This window comes from Nonomuraea thailandensis, assembly GCF_024172165.1.
Taxonomy (GTDB): domain Bacteria; phylum Actinomycetota; class Actinomycetes; order Streptosporangiales; family Streptosporangiaceae; genus Nonomuraea; species Nonomuraea thailandensis.
Map to the genome: position 1 here is coordinate 5,769,433 of NZ_JAMZEB010000002.1, position 16,463 is coordinate 5,785,895.

At 73.8% G+C, this 16,463-nt stretch carries 13 protein-coding genes; 9 read left to right on the plus strand and 4 right to left on the minus strand.

Annotated features, from left to right (window positions below; translation table 11 throughout):
* The first annotated feature begins 17 nt into the window (after positions 1 to 17).
* Complete coding sequence (locus tag HD597_RS30005; protein ID WP_253746282.1) at positions 18 to 3,170, plus strand: NACHT domain-containing protein; 3,153 nt, start codon at positions 18 to 20, stop codon at positions 3,168 to 3,170.
* On the opposite strand, the gene HD597_RS30010 is transcribed toward HD597_RS30005, so the two are convergent.
* Positions 3,171 to 4,079 carry a LysR family transcriptional regulator gene (locus HD597_RS30010; RefSeq protein WP_253746283.1) on the minus strand — a complete coding sequence of 303 codons (909 nt, stop codon included), beginning with the start codon at positions 4,077 to 4,079 and terminating at the stop codon, positions 3,171 to 3,173.
* An 86-nt stretch (positions 4,080 to 4,165) separates the two neighbouring features.
* Between HD597_RS30010 and HD597_RS30015 the strand changes: the two genes are divergently transcribed.
* The 7 genes from HD597_RS30015 (at position 4,166) to HD597_RS30045 (ending at position 12,920) form a co-directional block, all read left to right on the plus strand.
* Positions 4,166 to 5,029 carry an FAD binding domain-containing protein gene (locus HD597_RS30015; RefSeq protein WP_253746284.1) on the plus strand — a complete coding sequence of 288 codons (864 nt, stop codon included), beginning with the start codon at positions 4,166 to 4,168 and terminating at the stop codon, positions 5,027 to 5,029.
* A 2-nt stretch (positions 5,030 to 5,031) separates the two neighbouring features.
* Positions 5,032 to 5,490, plus strand: a complete 459-nt coding sequence (locus HD597_RS30020) for a (2Fe-2S)-binding protein (protein ID WP_253746285.1) — start codon at positions 5,032 to 5,034, stop codon at positions 5,488 to 5,490.
* A gap of 11 nt (positions 5,491 to 5,501) precedes the next feature.
* On the plus strand, positions 5,502 to 7,835 hold the full coding sequence (locus HD597_RS30025) for an aerobic carbon-monoxide dehydrogenase large subunit (RefSeq protein ID WP_253746286.1): 2,334 nt from the start codon (positions 5,502 to 5,504) through the stop codon (positions 7,833 to 7,835).
* A gap of 64 nt (positions 7,836 to 7,899) precedes the next feature.
* Positions 7,900 to 8,625 (plus strand): XdhC family protein, encoded by a 726-nt coding sequence (locus tag HD597_RS30030; RefSeq protein ID WP_253746287.1) that lies wholly within the window; start codon positions 7,900 to 7,902, stop codon positions 8,623 to 8,625.
* 99 nt (positions 8,626 to 8,724) lie between these two features.
* Positions 8,725 to 9,516 carry an IclR family transcriptional regulator gene (locus HD597_RS30035; protein ID WP_253746288.1) on the plus strand — a complete coding sequence of 264 codons (792 nt, stop codon included), beginning with the start codon at positions 8,725 to 8,727 and terminating at the stop codon, positions 9,514 to 9,516.
* Positions 9,517 to 9,641: 125 nt separating this feature from the next.
* Entirely contained in the window at positions 9,642 to 10,784 is a 1,143-nt protein-coding gene (locus HD597_RS66010) for a cytochrome P450 (RefSeq protein ID WP_253746289.1), read from the plus strand.
* Between the two features lie 159 nt (positions 10,785 to 10,943).
* Positions 10,944 to 12,920: a protein kinase domain-containing protein gene (locus tag HD597_RS30045; RefSeq protein ID WP_253746290.1), complete on the plus strand. Its 1,977-nt coding sequence runs from the start codon at positions 10,944 to 10,946 to the stop codon at positions 12,918 to 12,920.
* Positions 12,921 to 12,923: 3 nt separating this feature from the next.
* On the opposite strand, the gene HD597_RS30050 is transcribed toward HD597_RS30045, so the two are convergent.
* The gene (locus tag HD597_RS30050; RefSeq protein WP_253746291.1) at positions 12,924 to 13,829 is read right to left on the minus strand and encodes a D-isomer specific 2-hydroxyacid dehydrogenase family protein; all 906 of its coding nucleotides are present in this window, start codon (positions 13,827 to 13,829) and stop codon (positions 12,924 to 12,926) included.
* Positions 13,830 to 13,962: 133 nt separating this feature from the next.
* Between HD597_RS30050 and HD597_RS30055 the strand changes: the two genes are divergently transcribed.
* Positions 13,963 to 14,859 carry an alpha/beta fold hydrolase gene (locus HD597_RS30055; RefSeq protein WP_253746292.1) on the plus strand — a complete coding sequence of 299 codons (897 nt, stop codon included), beginning with the start codon at positions 13,963 to 13,965 and terminating at the stop codon, positions 14,857 to 14,859.
* 86 nt (positions 14,860 to 14,945) lie between these two features.
* Here the strand turns inward: HD597_RS30055 and HD597_RS30060 are convergent, their stop codons facing one another.
* Both HD597_RS30060 and HD597_RS30065 read right to left on the minus strand, forming a co-directional pair.
* Positions 14,946 to 15,665: a FadR/GntR family transcriptional regulator gene (locus tag HD597_RS30060; RefSeq protein WP_253746293.1), complete on the minus strand. Its 720-nt coding sequence runs from the start codon at positions 15,663 to 15,665 to the stop codon at positions 14,946 to 14,948.
* A 5-nt stretch (positions 15,666 to 15,670) separates the two neighbouring features.
* A complete protein-coding gene (locus tag HD597_RS30065; protein WP_253746294.1) occupies positions 15,671 to 16,291 on the minus strand; it encodes a bifunctional 4-hydroxy-2-oxoglutarate aldolase/2-dehydro-3-deoxy-phosphogluconate aldolase in 621 nt (206 codons plus the stop codon).
* Positions 16,292 to 16,463: the final 172 nt, after the last annotated feature.

Sequence of the window (16,463 nt, forward strand, 5' to 3'; positions counted from 1 at the left end):
CGCCGGATAATGATCAGGTGGCTCTGGAGACTGCCGCCCTGAAGGTGGGCACCGCGGTGGGCGAGCGTGCCATGCGCGCCTGGCTGACCGCCCGATCGACCGGCGAGAGCGGCCGGCTGCCGCTCGTCGAGCTGATGCGTACGCGTTTCCCCGACCAGTTGGTGCGGCGCAAGGCGCAGCGGCAGCTCGAGGACATCGCGGACGCGGTGACGACGCGCGTGATGAAGCTGTGCGGGCACGAGTTCCCGGGGCTCGGCGACGACGACAGGGAGGTCGTGCCCGCCGAGGTCCAGCGCACGCTCGCCCGCGCGGACCTGTCCGACCACGCGCTGCTGGCCGCCGACGCCGATCCGGTGCGGCTGGCGCGCGAGGTGCGCCGGGTCCTGCCCGCGCCCAGGGACCTGGACGAAGGGCAGGCACGGCTGTACGAGGTGGTGCTCGACGAGTGCTGTGACTGCCTGGTCAGGGTCGTCCGCCACCTGCCCGAGTTCCAGCCGCGGGCCGCCGCCGAGACGCTCTCGCGGCTGTCGGGGCTCGGCGAGCAGCTGGCCGCGATGCTGGAGCGGCTGCCCGTACGCACGCTGGAAGCCCCGGACGGCACCGACAGGGACGCCGCCTTCGACCGCCGCTACCTGGAGCACGTCTCCCGGACGCTCGACAACCTGGAGCTGCTGGGCGTGCGAGTCGAACGCTTCCGGCCCCGCACGTCGCTGAGCGTGGCCTACATCAGCCTGTCCGTCACCGCCGCCCAGTCCGCGGGCGCCCATGCCGCGTGGCACGACGCCCCCGAGGAGCCCGCGACCATGCGCGCGGAGAGCGCGCTCGGCCGGGGACGCCGGATGTTGCTGCGGGGCGAGGCCGGGGGCGGCAAGAGCACGCTGCTGCGCTGGCTGGCGATCACCGCCGCGCGGGGCGGGTTCGAGGGCGAGCTGGCCGGCTGGAACGGGTGCGTGCCGTTCCTGGTGAAGCTGCGCAGCTACGCCGACCGTGAGCTGCCCAGGCCGGAGCAGTTCCTGGACCTGACCGCCGGGGCGCTGGCCGGGCTCATGCCGGCGGGATGGGTGCACCGGCGGCTCGCGTCCGGGCGGGCGCTGCTGCTGATCGACGGCGTGGACGAGCTGACCGGCGGGCAGCGCAGGGCGATCAGGCCGTGGTTGCGCGGGCTGCTCGCCGAGTTCCCCGAGATCAAGGTCCTGGTCACCAGCCGCCCGTCGGCCGCCTCGTCGTCGTGGCTGGAGGAGGAGGGGTTCGCCCCGGCGTTCCTGGAGCGGATGACGCCCGCGGACACGCGGGCGCTGGTCGAGCACTGGCACGAGGCCATCAGGAGCAGCGCGGATCTGCCCTGCCCGCCCGAGCAGCTGCCCGTGGTGCAGGCGCGGCTGCTGTCGCACCTGGAGAGCGCGCCGCATCTGCGCGCGCTGGCGGCCACACCGCTGCTGGCCTCCATGTTGTGCGCGCTCAACCTCGACCGGGCCTCCCAGCTCCCGCCCGACCGCATGGGCCTGTACGCGGCGGCGCTGGAGATGCTGCTGGAACGCAGGGACGCCGAGCGGGTCATCCCCAGCTACGGCGAGGTCCATCTGAACCGGCCGCAGAAGGTCCAGGTGCTGCAGGAGCTGGCCTGGCAGCTGTCGGTGACCAACCGGGTGGAGCTGGCCAAGCCCGCCGCGCTGGCCTGGGCGAGCAGGGTCGTCGCCACCATGCCCCGCGTGACGGCCACGGGCGCGCAGGTGCTCGGCTACCTGCTGGAGCGCAGCGGCGTGATCCGCGAGGCGGCGGAGGGGCGGATCGACTTCGTGCACCGCACCATGCAGGAGTACCTGACCGCGCGGGCCGCCGCGGAGGTGGGCGACGTCGAGCCCCTCGTCTCGAACGCGCATCGCGACCAGTGGCGCGAGGTCGTGGTGATGACGGCCGGGCACGCGAACGGGCCGCTGCGCGAGGAGCTGCTCGGCGGGCTGCTGTCCCGCGTCGCCGCCGAGCCGCGGCGCGCGCGGCGGCTGAAGGTCCTGGTGTGCGCGTGCCTGGAGACCCTGCCGTCGGTGCCGGAGCGGCTGCGGGAAGCGGTGGACCGGTGCCTGGACGACCTGGTCCCGCCGCGGGACACGACCGCGGCGCGCTCGCTGGCGCCGGCCGGGCAGGTGGTCCTCGACCGGTTACCGGCGGACCTCGGCGGCCTCTCCCCCGCCGGCGCTCTGGCCTGCGCCAGAACCGCTCAGCTGATCAACGGCCCGGCGGCTCTCGCCCTGCTGGCCCGCTACGCCGCCGACGAGCGGGTACATCACGAGCTGGTCAGGAGCTGGCGGTACTTCGAGCCGCACGCCTACGCCCGGCAGGTGCTCTCCGCCATGACGACCCCGCCACGGCTCAACGTGACCACCGCCGGGCAGCTGGAGGCCGTGCGCGAGCTTCCGCCGCAGAAGGACATCCTGCTCACCATGAAGGCGGTGAAAGATCTCAGCCCGCTGCTCGCCCATCGCGAAACGCTGACCGAGCTCCACCTGAGCCACGTTCTCGACGAGGCGCAGTTGCACACGCTCGGCCGGCTCGGCGCGCTCACGGCTCTCACCGTGGTCGGCGTCGAGACAGCCGGCTTCCTGACCGGTCTCCGGAACCTCTCCCTCCTGCAGCTCGCCGACGTGCCCCGGCTCGCGGACTGCGCCGTCCTCGGCCGCCTCGACAGGCTGCGGGCCCTGCACATCACGGGCGCCGCCTCCCTGACCGCGTGGGAAGCCCTGCCCCCGCTTGACCGCATGCAGGCGCTGACGCTCTCCGGCACCCCCCTGCTGGCCTGCGCGCGCGAGCTCGTGGAGCGTGCCCCCCGCGTGCGGGACCTGGTGCTCGGCGACCGCGAGGACTTCGCCGGCCTGGACTCGCTCTCCCGGCTCCCGCTGGAGACGCTCGCCCTCTGGCAGGTCCCGGGGTTCGACGATCTCTCCCCGATCGCGGGATGCCGCACGCTCCGATCGTTGCAGCTCGCGAGGACCTCGGTGCGGGATCTCTCACCCCTGGCGGGGCTGCCGGGGCTGCGGACGCTCTGGCTGTCCGACTGCCCTCCCGGCCTGGATCTCGCGCCGCTGGCGACCAACACCCGCCTGAACGTGCACCTCATGGAGGGCCAGGAGGTGAGCAACGGCCACCTGTTCGGCAGGCGGCTCCACCGCACCTGATCAGCTCCAGATCGACACGTGCACAGGGGGCCGGAAGCGGCTGCGCGGGATGCCCTCGTCCGGGGTGCGCATGATCTGCGTGGCCGCCGGAGTCGTCAGGAAGTCCAGGAAGGTGCCCGCGGCGACCGAGCGGGTGGCGGGGTCCAGGGCGGTGGCGTACCAGTAGGCGGGCAGCGGGGTGGCGGGCGTCTCGATGGGGACGAGCTCGCCCCGGCGTAACTGCGACGACACCAGGTGCGCGGTGGCGGGCGCGACGCCCGCGCCTTCGGCCGCCGCCTTCCAGGCGGCCGTCTGGTTGGCGAAGACGCGCACCTGAGGCTCCTGGACGCGCAGGAGGCGCAGCAAGCGGCTGGTGTCGCTGGCCGGGTCGGTGCCGGACGGGCCGACCAGCCAGTGGTCGCGGCGGCCCCGGGGCGAGCCGACCACGATGAGGCGGCAGCGCAGCACCGGGCGGCTCGTCAGCCCCTCGCCCGCGGCCTGGGCGCCGAGCGCGACGTCGGCCAGGCGGCTGGCCAGCAGCAGCGGGATCTCGGCGGTCGCGGACACGCCGGTGGTGGCCTCCACCGACTTGCGCTGGCTGAACAGGCACAGCAGCGGGCCCGCGACGTACTCGGCCAGGCCCGCGTCCATGACCACGTGCAGGCGGGCGGGATGGCCGGGCTGGACGGCGGCGACGGCCTCGGCGCCGAGCGCGACGATCTGGGCGGCGATGCCGAGCAGCCGGCGGCCGCCCTCGGTGAGCACCATGCGGTCGCCGGAGCGGGTCACCAGCGGGTCGCCGAGGTGCCGGCGGAGCTGGGCCAGCGACTGGGACACGGCGGGCTCGCTGACGCCGAGCGCCCGCGCGGCGGCCTTGACCGAGCCGAGGCGGGCGACGAAGACGAACGCGCCGAGCTGGCTGAGAGTCACGTTTCCCTTCTTAGTTCTCCGGCCCGCATTAAGGAAAGCCTTATTTGCGGATTGTCGCGACAAATCGGGAACAGCAATGTGCTCTCATGCAGGTTCCCGCGACGTTCGAATATGAGAGAGCGGACAGCGTCCCGCACGCGCTGGAGCTCTTGGAGCGCTACGGCCCCGAGGCGAGGGTCGTCGCAGGTGGGCACAGTCTCATCCCGATGATGAAGCTCCGCCTGGCCCAGCCGGAGGCACTGATCGACATCAACGGCCTGGCCGACGAGCTGGGCGGCATCGCCGTGGAGGGCGACGAGCTGGCCATCGGGGCGATGGTGCGGCACACGGAGTTGCTGGAGAGCGCCACCGCCACCGACCTTTTCCCGATATTTCGGGATGCGGAGCGTGTTATCGCTGACCCAATAGTACGAAATCGGGGGACCGTTGGCGGTTCTCTCTGCCAAGGAGATCCTTCGGAAGATTTGTCTGCCGTGTTCGCGGCATTGCGGGCGACCGCGGTCATCCAGGGGCCGGGCGGAATGCGTACCGTGCCTGTCAGGGAATTCCACCAGGGGCCTTACGAGACCGCGGTCGAGCCGAACGAGCTGCTGATCCAGCTCCGCGTGCCCGTCGCGCCCGGCACGGGCAGCGCGTACGAGAAGGTCGAGCGGCGCGTCGGCGACTGGCCCGTGGCGGCGGCCGGAGCGGTGCTGCGGATCGAGGGCGGCGTGATCGCGCAGGCGGGCATCGGGCTGACGGCGGTCGGCGCCGGCCACTTCTGCGCCCCCGAGGCCGAGGCCTACCTCGACGGCCGGGCGCCGGATCAGGAGGCGTTCACCCAGGCGGGCCTGATCGCCGCCGAGCACTGCGAGCCGCACGCCGACCAGCGCGGACCCGCCGACTACAAGCGCCATCTGGCCGCCGAGCTGACCAGGCGCGCCCTGGCCAAGGCCGCAGGGAGGATCTGAGCATGCGGATCACGGTCTCCGTGAACGGGCAGTCGTACACCAGGGACGTCGAGCCGCGGCTGCTGCTCGTGCACTTCCTGCGCGACGAGCTGGACCTGACCGGCACCCACTGGGGCTGCGACACCTCCAACTGCGGGGTGTGCACGGTGCAGCTCGACGGCGTGCCGGTCAAGTCGTGCACGGTGCTGGCCGTCATGGCCGACGGGCACGAGGTCACCACGGTGGAGGGGCTGGAGCGCGACGGCGAGCTGGACGCGGTGCAGAAGGGGTTCGTGGAGTGTCACGGGCTGCAGTGCGGGTTCTGCACGCCGGGCATGCTGCTGACCGCGCGGGCGCTGCTCGACCGCCACCCCGACCCCGACGAGTCACAGATCCGCGAGGCCATCTCGGGGCAACTGTGCCGGTGCACCGGTTACGAGAACATCGTCCGTTCGATCCGATGGGCGGCTGAAGCCAAATGACGTATGGACGCATGCACCGCAAAGAGGACGCCCGTTTCATCCGCGGGCGCGGCAACTACACCGACGACGTACGCCTGCCCGGCATGCTGTACGGCGCCGTCCTGCGCAGCCCCCACGCCCACGCGCGCATCGTCTCCATCGACACCAGCGCGGCCGAGGCGCATCCGAAGGTCAAGGCGGTCATCACCGGCCAGACCCTCGCGGGGCTGAACCTGGCCTGGATGCCCACCCTGTCGAACGACATCCAGGCGGTGCTGGCCACGGACAAGGTGCGCTTCCAGGGCCAGGAGGTCGCGTTCGTGGTGGCCGAGGACGCGTACTCGGCACGCGACGCGCTGGAGCTGATCGACGTCGAGTACGACCCCCTCGACGCGGTCATCGACGCCAGGAAGGCCCTCGACCCCGGCGCCCCGGTCATCCGCGACGACCTCGAAGGGCGTACCGGCAACCACATCTTCGACTGGGAGGCCGGCGACAGGGCACGCACCGACGCCGTGTTCGAGCAGGCCGAGGTGACGGTCGCGCAGGACATGATCTATCCCCGCGTGCACCCCGCCCCGCTGGAGACGTGCGGCGCTCTCGCGGACTTCGACAAGGTCACGGGCAAGCTGACCGTCTGGTGCCCGACGCAGGCGCCGCACGCCCACCGCACGCTGTACGCGATGGTGGCCGGGCTGCCCGAGCACAAGATCCGGGTGATCTCGCCGGACATCGGCGGCGGATTCGGCGGCAAGGTCGGCATCTATCCGGGGTACGTGTGCGCGATCGTCGGCTCGATCGTCACCGGCAAGCCGGTCAAGTGGATGGAGGACCGCTCCGAGAACCTCATGAGCACGGCCTTCGCCCGCGACTACCACATGCGCGGCGAGATCGCCGCGACGCGCGACGGCAAGATCCAGGGCATCCGGGTCAAGGTGCTGGCCGACCACGGGGCGTTCAACGGCACCGCGCAGCCGACCAAGTTCCCCGCCGGGTTCTTCCACGTCTTCTCCGGCTCCTACGACGTCGAGACCGCCCACTGCGAGGTCACCGGCGTCTACACGAACAAGGCCCCGGGCGGCGTCGCCTACGCCTGCTCCTTCCGCGTCACCGAGGCCGTCTACCTGGTCGAGCGCTTGGTGGACGTGCTGGCCGCCGAGCTCGGCATGGACCCGGCCGAGCTGCGCATGCGCAACCTGCTCAAGCCCGACCAGTTCCCCTACACCTCCCCCACCGGCTGGGAGTACGACTCGGGCGACTACCCGAAGGCGCTGCGCCTGGCCATGGACATGGCCGGCTACGACAAGCTCCGCGCCGAGCAGGCCGACAAGCGGGCCAGGGGCGAGCTGATGGGCATCGGCGTCAGCTTCTTCACCGAGGCGGTCGGCGCGGGCCCGCGCAAGCACATGGACATCCTCGGCCTCGGCATGGCCGACGGCGCCGAGCTGCGCGTGCACCCGACGGGCAAGGCGGTGCTGCGGGTGTCGTGCCAGTCGCAGGGCCAGGGGCACGAGACCACGTTCGCCCAGATCGTCGGGCAGGAGCTGGGCATCCCGGCCGACGACGTGGAGGTGGTGCACGGCGACACCGACCAGACGCCGTTCGGCCTCGGCACGTACGGCTCGCGCTCCACGCCCGTCTCCGGGGCCGCCACGGCCATCGTGGCCAGGAAGGTGCGGGACCGGGCCAAGATCGTCGCGGCGGCCATGCTGGAGGCCTCCCCGGACGATCTGGAGTGGGCCGACGGCAGGTGGTCGGTGGTGGGCGACCCGTCCACCGGCAAGTCGCTGGCGGAGATCGCGCTGGCCGCCCACTCGAACCTGGAGCTGCCCGACGGCGTCGAGGGCCACCTGGACGCGGTCACCGTCTACAACCCGCCGAACCTCACCTACCCGTTCGGCGCCTACATCTGCGTCGTGGACGTGGATCCCGGCACCGGGCAGGTGAAGGTGCGCAGGTTCGTGGCGGTGGACGACTGCGGGGTGCGGATCAACCCGATGATCGTCGAGGGGCAGATCCACGGCGGCCTGGCCGACGGGGTGGGCATGGCGCTCATGCAGGTGATGGCGTTCGACGAGGACGGCAACCACCTGGGGGCCTCGTTCATGGACTACCTGCTGCCGACCTCGATGGAGTGCCCGTCGTGGGAGCTGGGCGAGACCGTCACGCCCTCGCCGACGCACCCGATCGGCGCCAAGGGCGTCGGCGAGTCGGCCACGGTCGGCTCGCCCGCCGCCGTGGTCAACGCCGTGGTGGACGCGCTCGGGCCGTACGGGGTGCGGCACGCCGACATGCCGCTCACGCCGGCGAACGTGTGGCGCGTCGTCAACGGCGACCCGTTCCGTACGGACCTGGCGATTCCGTGAGCGACCGGAGGAGGCGCGCCATCAGACGCAGCGCCCCGGTCACAGGCCCGGCGAAGGAGGGCCTGTGACCGAGTTCCTGGGCATGCCGACGTCCCGGCCGCGGCCCGTCGCCGACCTCGACACGAGGGCGGCGGGGCTGCGGTCGGGGCGGGAGCCGTACGTGATGGCCACCGTCGTGCGCGCGCAGCGGCCGACCAGCGCCAAGGCGGGCGACCGCGCGCTGGTGCTGGCCGACGGGACGATCGAGGGGTTCGTGGGCGGCGTGTGCGCGACCGACACCGTACGCGCGCAGGGCCTGCGCCTGATGGGCACCGGCGCGGCCACGCTGCTGCGGATCACCCCCGAGGAGGACGCGCAGCGCGAGGAGGAAGGCCTGGTGGCCGTGGGCCAGCCGTGCCTGTCGGGCGGCACGCTGGAGATCTTCCTGGAGTCCGTCTCGCCGCCCAGGCTGGTGCGCGTGCACGGCGACAGCCCGATCGCGCGGGCCTTCGCCGAGGTGGGCCGGGCGATGGGGTACACGGTCGAGCCGGGGACGGGCCCCGTCGCGACCGGCACCGCCGCCGTGCTGGTGGCCTCGCACGGCGTGGGAGAGGAGCCGGTGCTGCGCGAGGCGCTGGCGGCGGGCGTGCCGTACGTGGGGCTGATCGCCAGCCGCAGACGGGGCGCGGCGGTGCTGGCGCGGGTGGAGGGAGGCGAACGCGTCCACGTGCCCGCAGGCCTGGACATTGGGGCCAGAACGCCTGGTGAGGTTGCTGTTTCGGTGTACGCCGAGATCATCCGGCTGCGCTGATCGGCGGGGTATCAGCGCGCGGCGACCGGGTACGCCAGGAACTGTAAAGCCGAGCCCCGGGAAGCCCCTTCCGCTATCCGGAGAGCGAAAGGGAGGTCCATGCCGACGGAAACGGTCAGCCAAGCGCAGACGATGACGGACGAGCGCCCCGCGTCCCAGCCCGGCAGCCTCGAGCGCGGGATCGACATCCTGCTCGCGCTCGGCGCCGCCTCCCGTCCCGTCACGCTGTCGCAGCTCTGCCGCAGCACGGGCCTGCCCAAGTCGACCGCGCACCGGATCCTGGGCGTGCTCTGCTCGCGTGAGCTGGCCCGCCGGGTGGGCAACGCGTACCTGCCCGGCGAGCTGCTGGAGTCGATGGCGGGCATCACCCGCGCGCGCGTGCCCGGCACGCGCCGGGTGGTGCTGCCCTATCTGCTGTACCTGTTCGAGACCACCAGGCACACGGTGAACCTGGCCGTGCCGTCCGGCCTGGAGGCCCGCTACGTCGAGCGCCTGTACGGCCACAACCGCGTCGGCTCGCGCTCCGACGGCCTCGACCGCGCGCCGCTGCACTGCACGGCGACCGGCAAGGCGCTGCTGGCCTTCGACCCGAGGCTGCGCCAGGAGCTGATGGCGCGTGGCGCGTTCGAGCGGCTGACGCGCCGCACGATCACCAACCTGGCCGGGCTCGAACGGGAGCTGGCGCAGGTCCGCCGGCACGGCATCGCCTACTCGCAGGAGGAGTTCACCGAGGGTGTGGCCTGTGTGGCGGCACCGGTGTTCGGGCCCGGCGGGCGGGTCTGCATGTCGGTCGGCGTGGCCGCGCCCGCTCACCTGGCGCCGCTGGCCAAGCTGGGCATCTCCGTGCGGGGCGCCGCCCAGGCCATCTCCGCCGCGCTCCTGCCCGCGTGACGCGTTCCGGTCACCGGAACACTCGCGAATCTTGAGACCGGAAGTGTTCCACTGACCGAAACTCCTCATTGCGAACGCGCGCCCCGAGCGATCACATCGACGCATGAGAGCGCGGAAGGTCACACGTGCCTAGGGGACTGCCCAGGGCCACCCTGCTGGAGAGCCTGCGCCTGGCGGCCACCCTCGTCCCGCCGGGCACGCCGCACCTGACGCGGGGCCGCGACCCGCTGCGGGCCCGCGCGCTGCTGGCCACCCTGGAGTCCCGGTACGGCGGCCGGCCCGTGCTAGTCCGCGGCCTGCGCGGCCGGGCCCTGCTGGTCATGTCCAAGCGCGACGCCCTGCGCGTGCTGGCCGAGGACGACGACGCCTACGCCCCCGCCCTCGACGAGCGCCCGTTCGGCCTGCCCACGGACGTGCTGCGCCCGCGCTTCATCGAGATCGCCCGGCAGGAGGCCGCCGGGCTCACCGAGGGGGTGGTGGACCACGCGCGGCTCAACGCCTGCTGGCAGCGCGTGGCCAGGCGCTGCGTGTACGGCGACGGCGCGGCCGCCGACGAGGAGCTCACCCGGCTGCTGGAAGGCGTCACGCGGGCCGGCCGGTGGCGGGCCAGGCGGCGCCAGGAGCTCCTGTCCGGGCGCTACGACGCCCGCATCATCGACCACCTGCGCCGCGCCGAGCCCGGCAGCCTGGCGGGGCTGATCGCCGAGACGCCGGAGAACGAGTCGCGCGCGCTGATGCACGCCGCGTTCTGGCTGATGGGGCTGGGCTCCACCGCGGCGGGCCTGACACAGACGCTGGCGCTGCTCGCCGCCCACCCGGCCCACCGCAAGGCGGCCCGCAAGGACCCGGAGCACCTGCGGGCGTGCCTGCGCGAAGGGCTGCGCCTGTGGCCGCCGGTGCCCGCCCTGGCGCGGGTCACGACCGCCGAGACCGAATGGTACGGCAGCGTCCTGCCCGCCGGCACCACCGTGCTCGTGCCCATCGCGGCACACCAGCGCAGCCGGCGACTGCCGTACGCGAACACGTTCGCGCCCGAGATCTGGCTGGACGGCACGGCCGCGCACGAGTGGTGGGCGCGGCCCGGCTGCGGCGGCATGCACCTGACGCTCGCCGTCGGCACGGCCTTCCTCGGGGCCGTCCTGAGCGCGGCCCGCCCCAAGCCGGTCGGGCGGCTGATCTCACAGCACCGGCCGCTCCCCCACGCGATCGATCTCGCGCGGCTGCGGGTGGCCATGCGGCCACTCCGGCGCGACCCTCCTGGGAGCTAGTGTCCTACGGACAGGCCCTTCCTCCGTTAGAGTCTGGGGTACAAACGGGATGCCGGGCGGCGGAACGGTTCGGGTTGCCAGAAGGTTGCCAGCGGAACGAACCGGCGGGAGGAACGGTTCGGGTTGAGACGGGATGACGACGGCGAGAGGACGGCGACGTTGGGGCGCTCCGCAGGCACTCCTCTTGAGCCGGAAGATCCGCCGGCGATCGGCCCCTACGAGCTGATCAGCCGTCTCGGCTCGGGCGGCATGGGCGTGGTCTACCTCGCCAAGGCGGCCGACGGCTCGCGGGTGGCGCTCAAGGCCATCCGGCGCGACTACACCGCCGACCCCGTCTACCGGGCACGCTTCCACGAAGAGGTGTCCAACGCGCGCAAGGTGGCCTCGTTCTGCACGGCGCGGGTGCTCGACCACGGCGAGGACCGGGGCGTGCTCTACCTCGTCACCGAGTACATCGACGGCATCTCGCTGGAGGACCACCTCATCGAGCACGGCGCGCTGTCGCCGTCGGTGCTGCACGCCGCCGCCGTGGGCGTGGCCGCCGCGCTGACCGCCATCCACGCCGCCGGGCTGGTGCACCGCGACCTCAAGCCGGCCAACGTGATGCTGACGCTGGCCGGGCCGCGGGTGATCGACTTCGGCCTGGCGCGCTCGACGCACGTGCACTCCCGGCACACCAACGCCGGCATGGTGATGGGCACGCCGGGATGGATCGCTCCCGAGCAGGTCTTCGAGGGGGTGTCGAGCCCGGCGGGCGACGTGTTCGCGTGGGGGTCGCTGATCGCGTACGCGGGGCTGGGCGGGCATCCGTTCGGCGAGGGCGACGCGTACGTGATGGCGGCCAGGGCTCGCCAGGCGCCGCCGGACCTGCGGGGGCTGCCCGCGCCGCTGGACCGGCTGGTCGCGGCGGCCATCCACCCCGACCCGGCGCGCCGGCCCGCGGCCCGGCAGCTGCTGCTGGAGCTGGTGGAGGCCTCCGACGAGCCGGCCGCGCAGCTCGCCGCCACCAAGCACCTGACCAACGCGTGGAACCCGTCGGAGTTCGGCCCGCTGATGCCGCCGCCCGACCGCACGGGCCACGCCCCCAGGCCGCCCCACCACCCGGAGCAGCACCGGGCGCCCCAGCCGCCGCCCGCCGAGCGCACCGGCCCCACGCCCGGAATGAGCCACGCGCCGTCCCCCGCCGAACGCACCGGGCCCGGCCCCGGGATGAGCCACGCGCCGTCCCCCGCCGAACGCACCGGGCCCGGCCCGGGGATGGGCCACGTGCCCTCTCCTGCCGAGCGCACGGGAGCCGGTCCTGGCTTGAGCCACGCTCCCTCCCCAGCCGAGCGCACCGGGCCCACGCCGGGGGCGGCCAGGGGGCCGCAGCCCGTGCCGGGTGCGCAGCACGTGGCGCAGCAGCCGCCGCCCGCCGAGCGGACGGGGCCGACGCCCATGCCCGGCCGTGGCCCGTCGCCGGCCGAGCGGACCGGGCCGACGCCCGGCTCCTCGCGCGGGCCGCGGGGCGCGGGCCGGGGGCCGTTACCGCCCCAGACCGGCCAGATGCCGCCGCCGCACCCGACCGGCCAGGCCCCGCTGCACCACTCGGCCACCGGCCAGGGGCCGCTGCCCGACCCTTCGGCCACCGGTCAGGGGCGGCTGCCCGGTTACCGGCCCGCCAGGCCGAAGCGGGGCGTGTTCGCCGGCTGCCTGACCGCGCTGGTGATCGCCGTGGTGCTCATGGTGGTGCTGCTGGCGGTGCTGGCCTGGGTGTTCCGCTCGCCCGCCGTCGGCGCGGACGGGCCGGTGCAGGACGGCAAGCTGCGCTTCGCCGTGACCGACGCCAAGTGCCCCAAGCCCGCCAAGGCCGCGGCCGAGCGCACCTGCCAGATCGGCGTGCAGGTCAGGAACGTCGGCGAGGAGGCCAGGGTGCTCTACCCCGGCCAGCAGAAGCTCATCGACGAGGACGACGAGCTGCACGGCGGCACCAAGCTGCTCGACAAGGGCGGCAAGGAGATCACGCCGATCCGCATCGAGGCGGGCGCCTCGTTCACCGGCGCGCTGGTGTTCGAGCTGCCGAAGGAGCTGGAGCCGGTCGGCCTCGAGGTGCACGACTCGGGCCTGAGCACGGGCGCCCGGCTCAACCTCCCCTAGGAGCTAGAAACCGCGTGCCGGGGAGACGACCCCTTCCAGGGGCTCGCCGTCGCGGAAGCGGCGCACGTTCGCGGTGACGCGCTCGGCCAGGCCGCGCCAGTAGGCGGGCCGCGGGTTCGCGGAGTGCGGCGTGATCAGGACGTTCTCCAGCGACCAGAGCGGATGGCCGTCGGGCAGCGGCTCGGGGTCGGTGACGTCGAGCGCCGCCCCGCCGATGCGGCCCGCGCGCAGCGCCTCGACCAGCTCGTCGGTGACGACGAGGCCGCCTCTGGCCACGTTCACCAGCCACGCGTCCTGCCGCATGAGCTCGAACTCGTACGTACCGAACATGCCCCGGGTGCCCGGCGTGGCGGGCGCGGCGACGACCACGTAGCCGGCCCCGGGCAGCGCCTCGCGGTAGCGGGCGCGAGGCAGCACCTCGGCGGCCCCCGGCACCTCGCCGCTGTCGCTGACCGCCACCACCCGGCATGCGAACGGCTCCAGCATCCCGATCAGCGCCCGCCCGATGCCGCCGGCGCCGACGATCGCGACCGTGGACCCGGCCAGCTCCCTCGACGTGTTCGGCGACCATGTCGTGGCCCTGGCCAGCCGGTACAGCCCGCGCGCGGCGGCCAGCATCAGGGCCAGCGCGTGCTCGGCCACGGGCCGCCCGTACGAGCCGGTGGCGGCGGTGAAGACGGGGTGGTCGGTGATGACGCCGGCGTCGGCCCACCGCTCGACGCCCGCGTGCGGGAGCTGCACCCAGCGGATGCCCTCGTGCAGCATGGAGCGCACCTCGCCGGGGTCGTCGTTGCCGTAGTAGACGATCGCCTCGGCCTCGGCCAGGGGCACGACGCGGGCGCCGGCGCGGCGGACGGCGTCGATGAGCGCGGGCACGGGCTCGGGGCCGACGTGGACGGCGACGGTCATCGGGGCAGCCTCCCGGTCATAGCACGTTGATCACGAGTGAGCATATATCGCACGCGATGTCCGGATCGACCGAGCCCTGCCCCTCGGGTTAAAATGCGAGTGCATTGAAAAAACTGAACAAGGGGGCGGCGGGATGCCGATCGAGTTCGCGCACAACGGTGGGGTGAAGCTCGCCTACGAACGGATGGGGCCTCGCGAGGGGGAGCCGCTGCTGCTGATCGTCGGCACGGCCCTGCAGATGGTCGCCTGGGCGGACGGGCTCTGCGCCGAGCTGGGGGCCAGGGGGTTCGCGGTGGTCCGGTACGACAACCGCGACTCGGGGCTGTCCACGCGGGTCGAGGCCGAGGGCGCGTCCAGGAGGCGGCCCGCGTACACGCTGGACGACCTGGCCGACGACGCGGTGGCCGTCATGGACGCGCTCGGCTGGGACAGCGCCCACCTCTTCGGCGCGGCGGCGGGCGGCGTCATCGCGCAGCTCACGGCGCTGCGCCGGCCGCACCGGGTGCGCACGCTCGGCCTGGCCGCCTCGTACGCGGGGTGGCGGCTCGGCAGGATGCGTCCCGGCGCGATCCTGCGCATGATCGGCAAGGGGCTGCGGCGTCCGGCGCCCGGGCGGGAGGGCTACGCGCGGGCGTTCGTCGAGGCGGTGCGGCCGCTCACCACGCCCGAGCACCCGCTCGACGAGGAGATGTGGCGGGAGATCGCCCTGACGATGTTCGACCGGTGCCCGGAGCCCGGCCCCGGCTCGATGCGCCAGGCCGCCGCGCTCCAGGCGGCCGGCGACCTGCTGCCGCGGCTGGGCGGCGTCACCGTGCCCACGCTCGTCATCCACGGCGAGGCCGACCCCGTGGTGCGCGTCCGGTCGGCCAGGGAGATCGCCGCGGCCGTCCCCGGCGCGCGGCTGGTCCTGTACCCGGGCATGGGTCACGACCTGCCGCGCGGCCTGTGGCCGTCGATCGCGGACGAGCTGCGGGCCCTGGCCTCGGGCGCCGCGACCGCGCAGGGACCCCCCTCCGGCTCGACCGCTTGACGCCGACGGGCGCACCCTCGCACCCTGCGGCTCGACCGGCGCGACCGGCGCGACCGGCGCGGGCAGCGCGGGGCGCGCTCGCGCCGTTACGTGACGAGCGGGCAGGCGGTGCCGCCGAGGATGCTCTCCACCTCGTCCCGCGCCGCCGCCACGATCGAACCGGCCGCCCGTGCCGCGTCCTCGCCGCGGCCCTCGGCGACGGCCGCGGCCACGTCGAGGTGGCGGCGCACCGCGGGGTTGTCGAGCCGCTCGGGCAGGAGCAGCAGGTCGCGCCGGGCCACGATCAGCTCCTCCGTCACCTCGGCGAGCTGGGCGAACATGCCGTTGCCCGCCGCGCCGAGCAGCACCCGGTGAAAGGCGGCGTCGGCGGTCACGAAACCCTCCTTGTCGCCGGCCGCCGCGGCCGCGGTCAGGGCGCGCGCGTGCTCCACGAGCTCCTGCCGCACCGCGGGCCCGGCGTGCCGGGCGGCCAGCGCGGCGGCGGCGGGCTCGACGGCGGCCCGCAGCTCGGCCAGCTCGCGCAGCTGCGCCTCGCGCCCCGGCGAGGTGAGCCGCCAGCGGATCACCTGGGGGTCGTAGAGGTTCCAGGCACTCATCGGGCGCACGGTGACGCCGACGCGCGGGCGGCTGCTGACCAGCCGCTTGGACTCCAGCACGCGTACGGCCTCGCGGGCGACCGTACGGGAGACGCCGAAGCGCTCCTGGACGTCCTCCAGCCGCACCACCTCGCCGGCGCGCAGCTCGCCGGCGGCGAGCGAGCGGCCGAGACCGTCGACCACCTGTCCGTGCAGGCCCTGCAGTTTCACGCCCGTCAGCCCGCCTGCGCGAGGCGGGCGAGCAGCGCCGCGACCCGCTCCCCCGCCGCCTGCGCGCCGCCCGAGGTCAGCGCGGAGCCCATGCCGCAGGCCACGGCGCCGGCGGCGATCCAGCCCGGGGCGTCGTCGACGGTCACGCCGCCCGTGGGGATGGCGGGGACCTGCGGCAGCGCGGCCCGCACGGCGCGCAGCCAGGACGGCGTCACAGCCGACGCCGGGAAGATCTTCACGGCGTCCGCGCCCTCCTCCAGTGCCCGGACGATCTCCGTCGGCGTGGCGACGCCGGGGAAGACCGGCACGCCGTAGCGGTGCCCGGTGCGGATCACCCCGGGGTGCAGGCTGGGCGAGACCAGGAAGCGCGCCCCCGCCTCGACGGCGGCTCTGGCGGCGGCCTCGTCGAGCACGGTGCCGGCGCCCACCAGCGCCTCGGGCCGCCGCTCGGTGAGGCGCGCGACGGCCGTGAGCGCCCGGGGCGTGGTGAGCGCCACTTCCACGGCCCGCAGCCCCGCGTCCAGCACGGCCTCGGCGGCGGTCACCGCCTCCTGCGGGCCCGCGCTCCTGACGATCCCGAACACTCGTTGCGCGGTGACCGCCCGCACGATCTCCCAGCGGTACATGGGACTCCTTTTCTCGGATATCAACAGCGTCCGACTCTCAGCCGTCATGTGCGAGCCCCTGGCAGTGGACGGTCTTACGGCGTGATCTCCGGAATCGTACTATCAAATCACCTTATATACGACATGCCTATGCAAACATGCTCCCTTGACCACAAGCCGCCCATGAGGAACG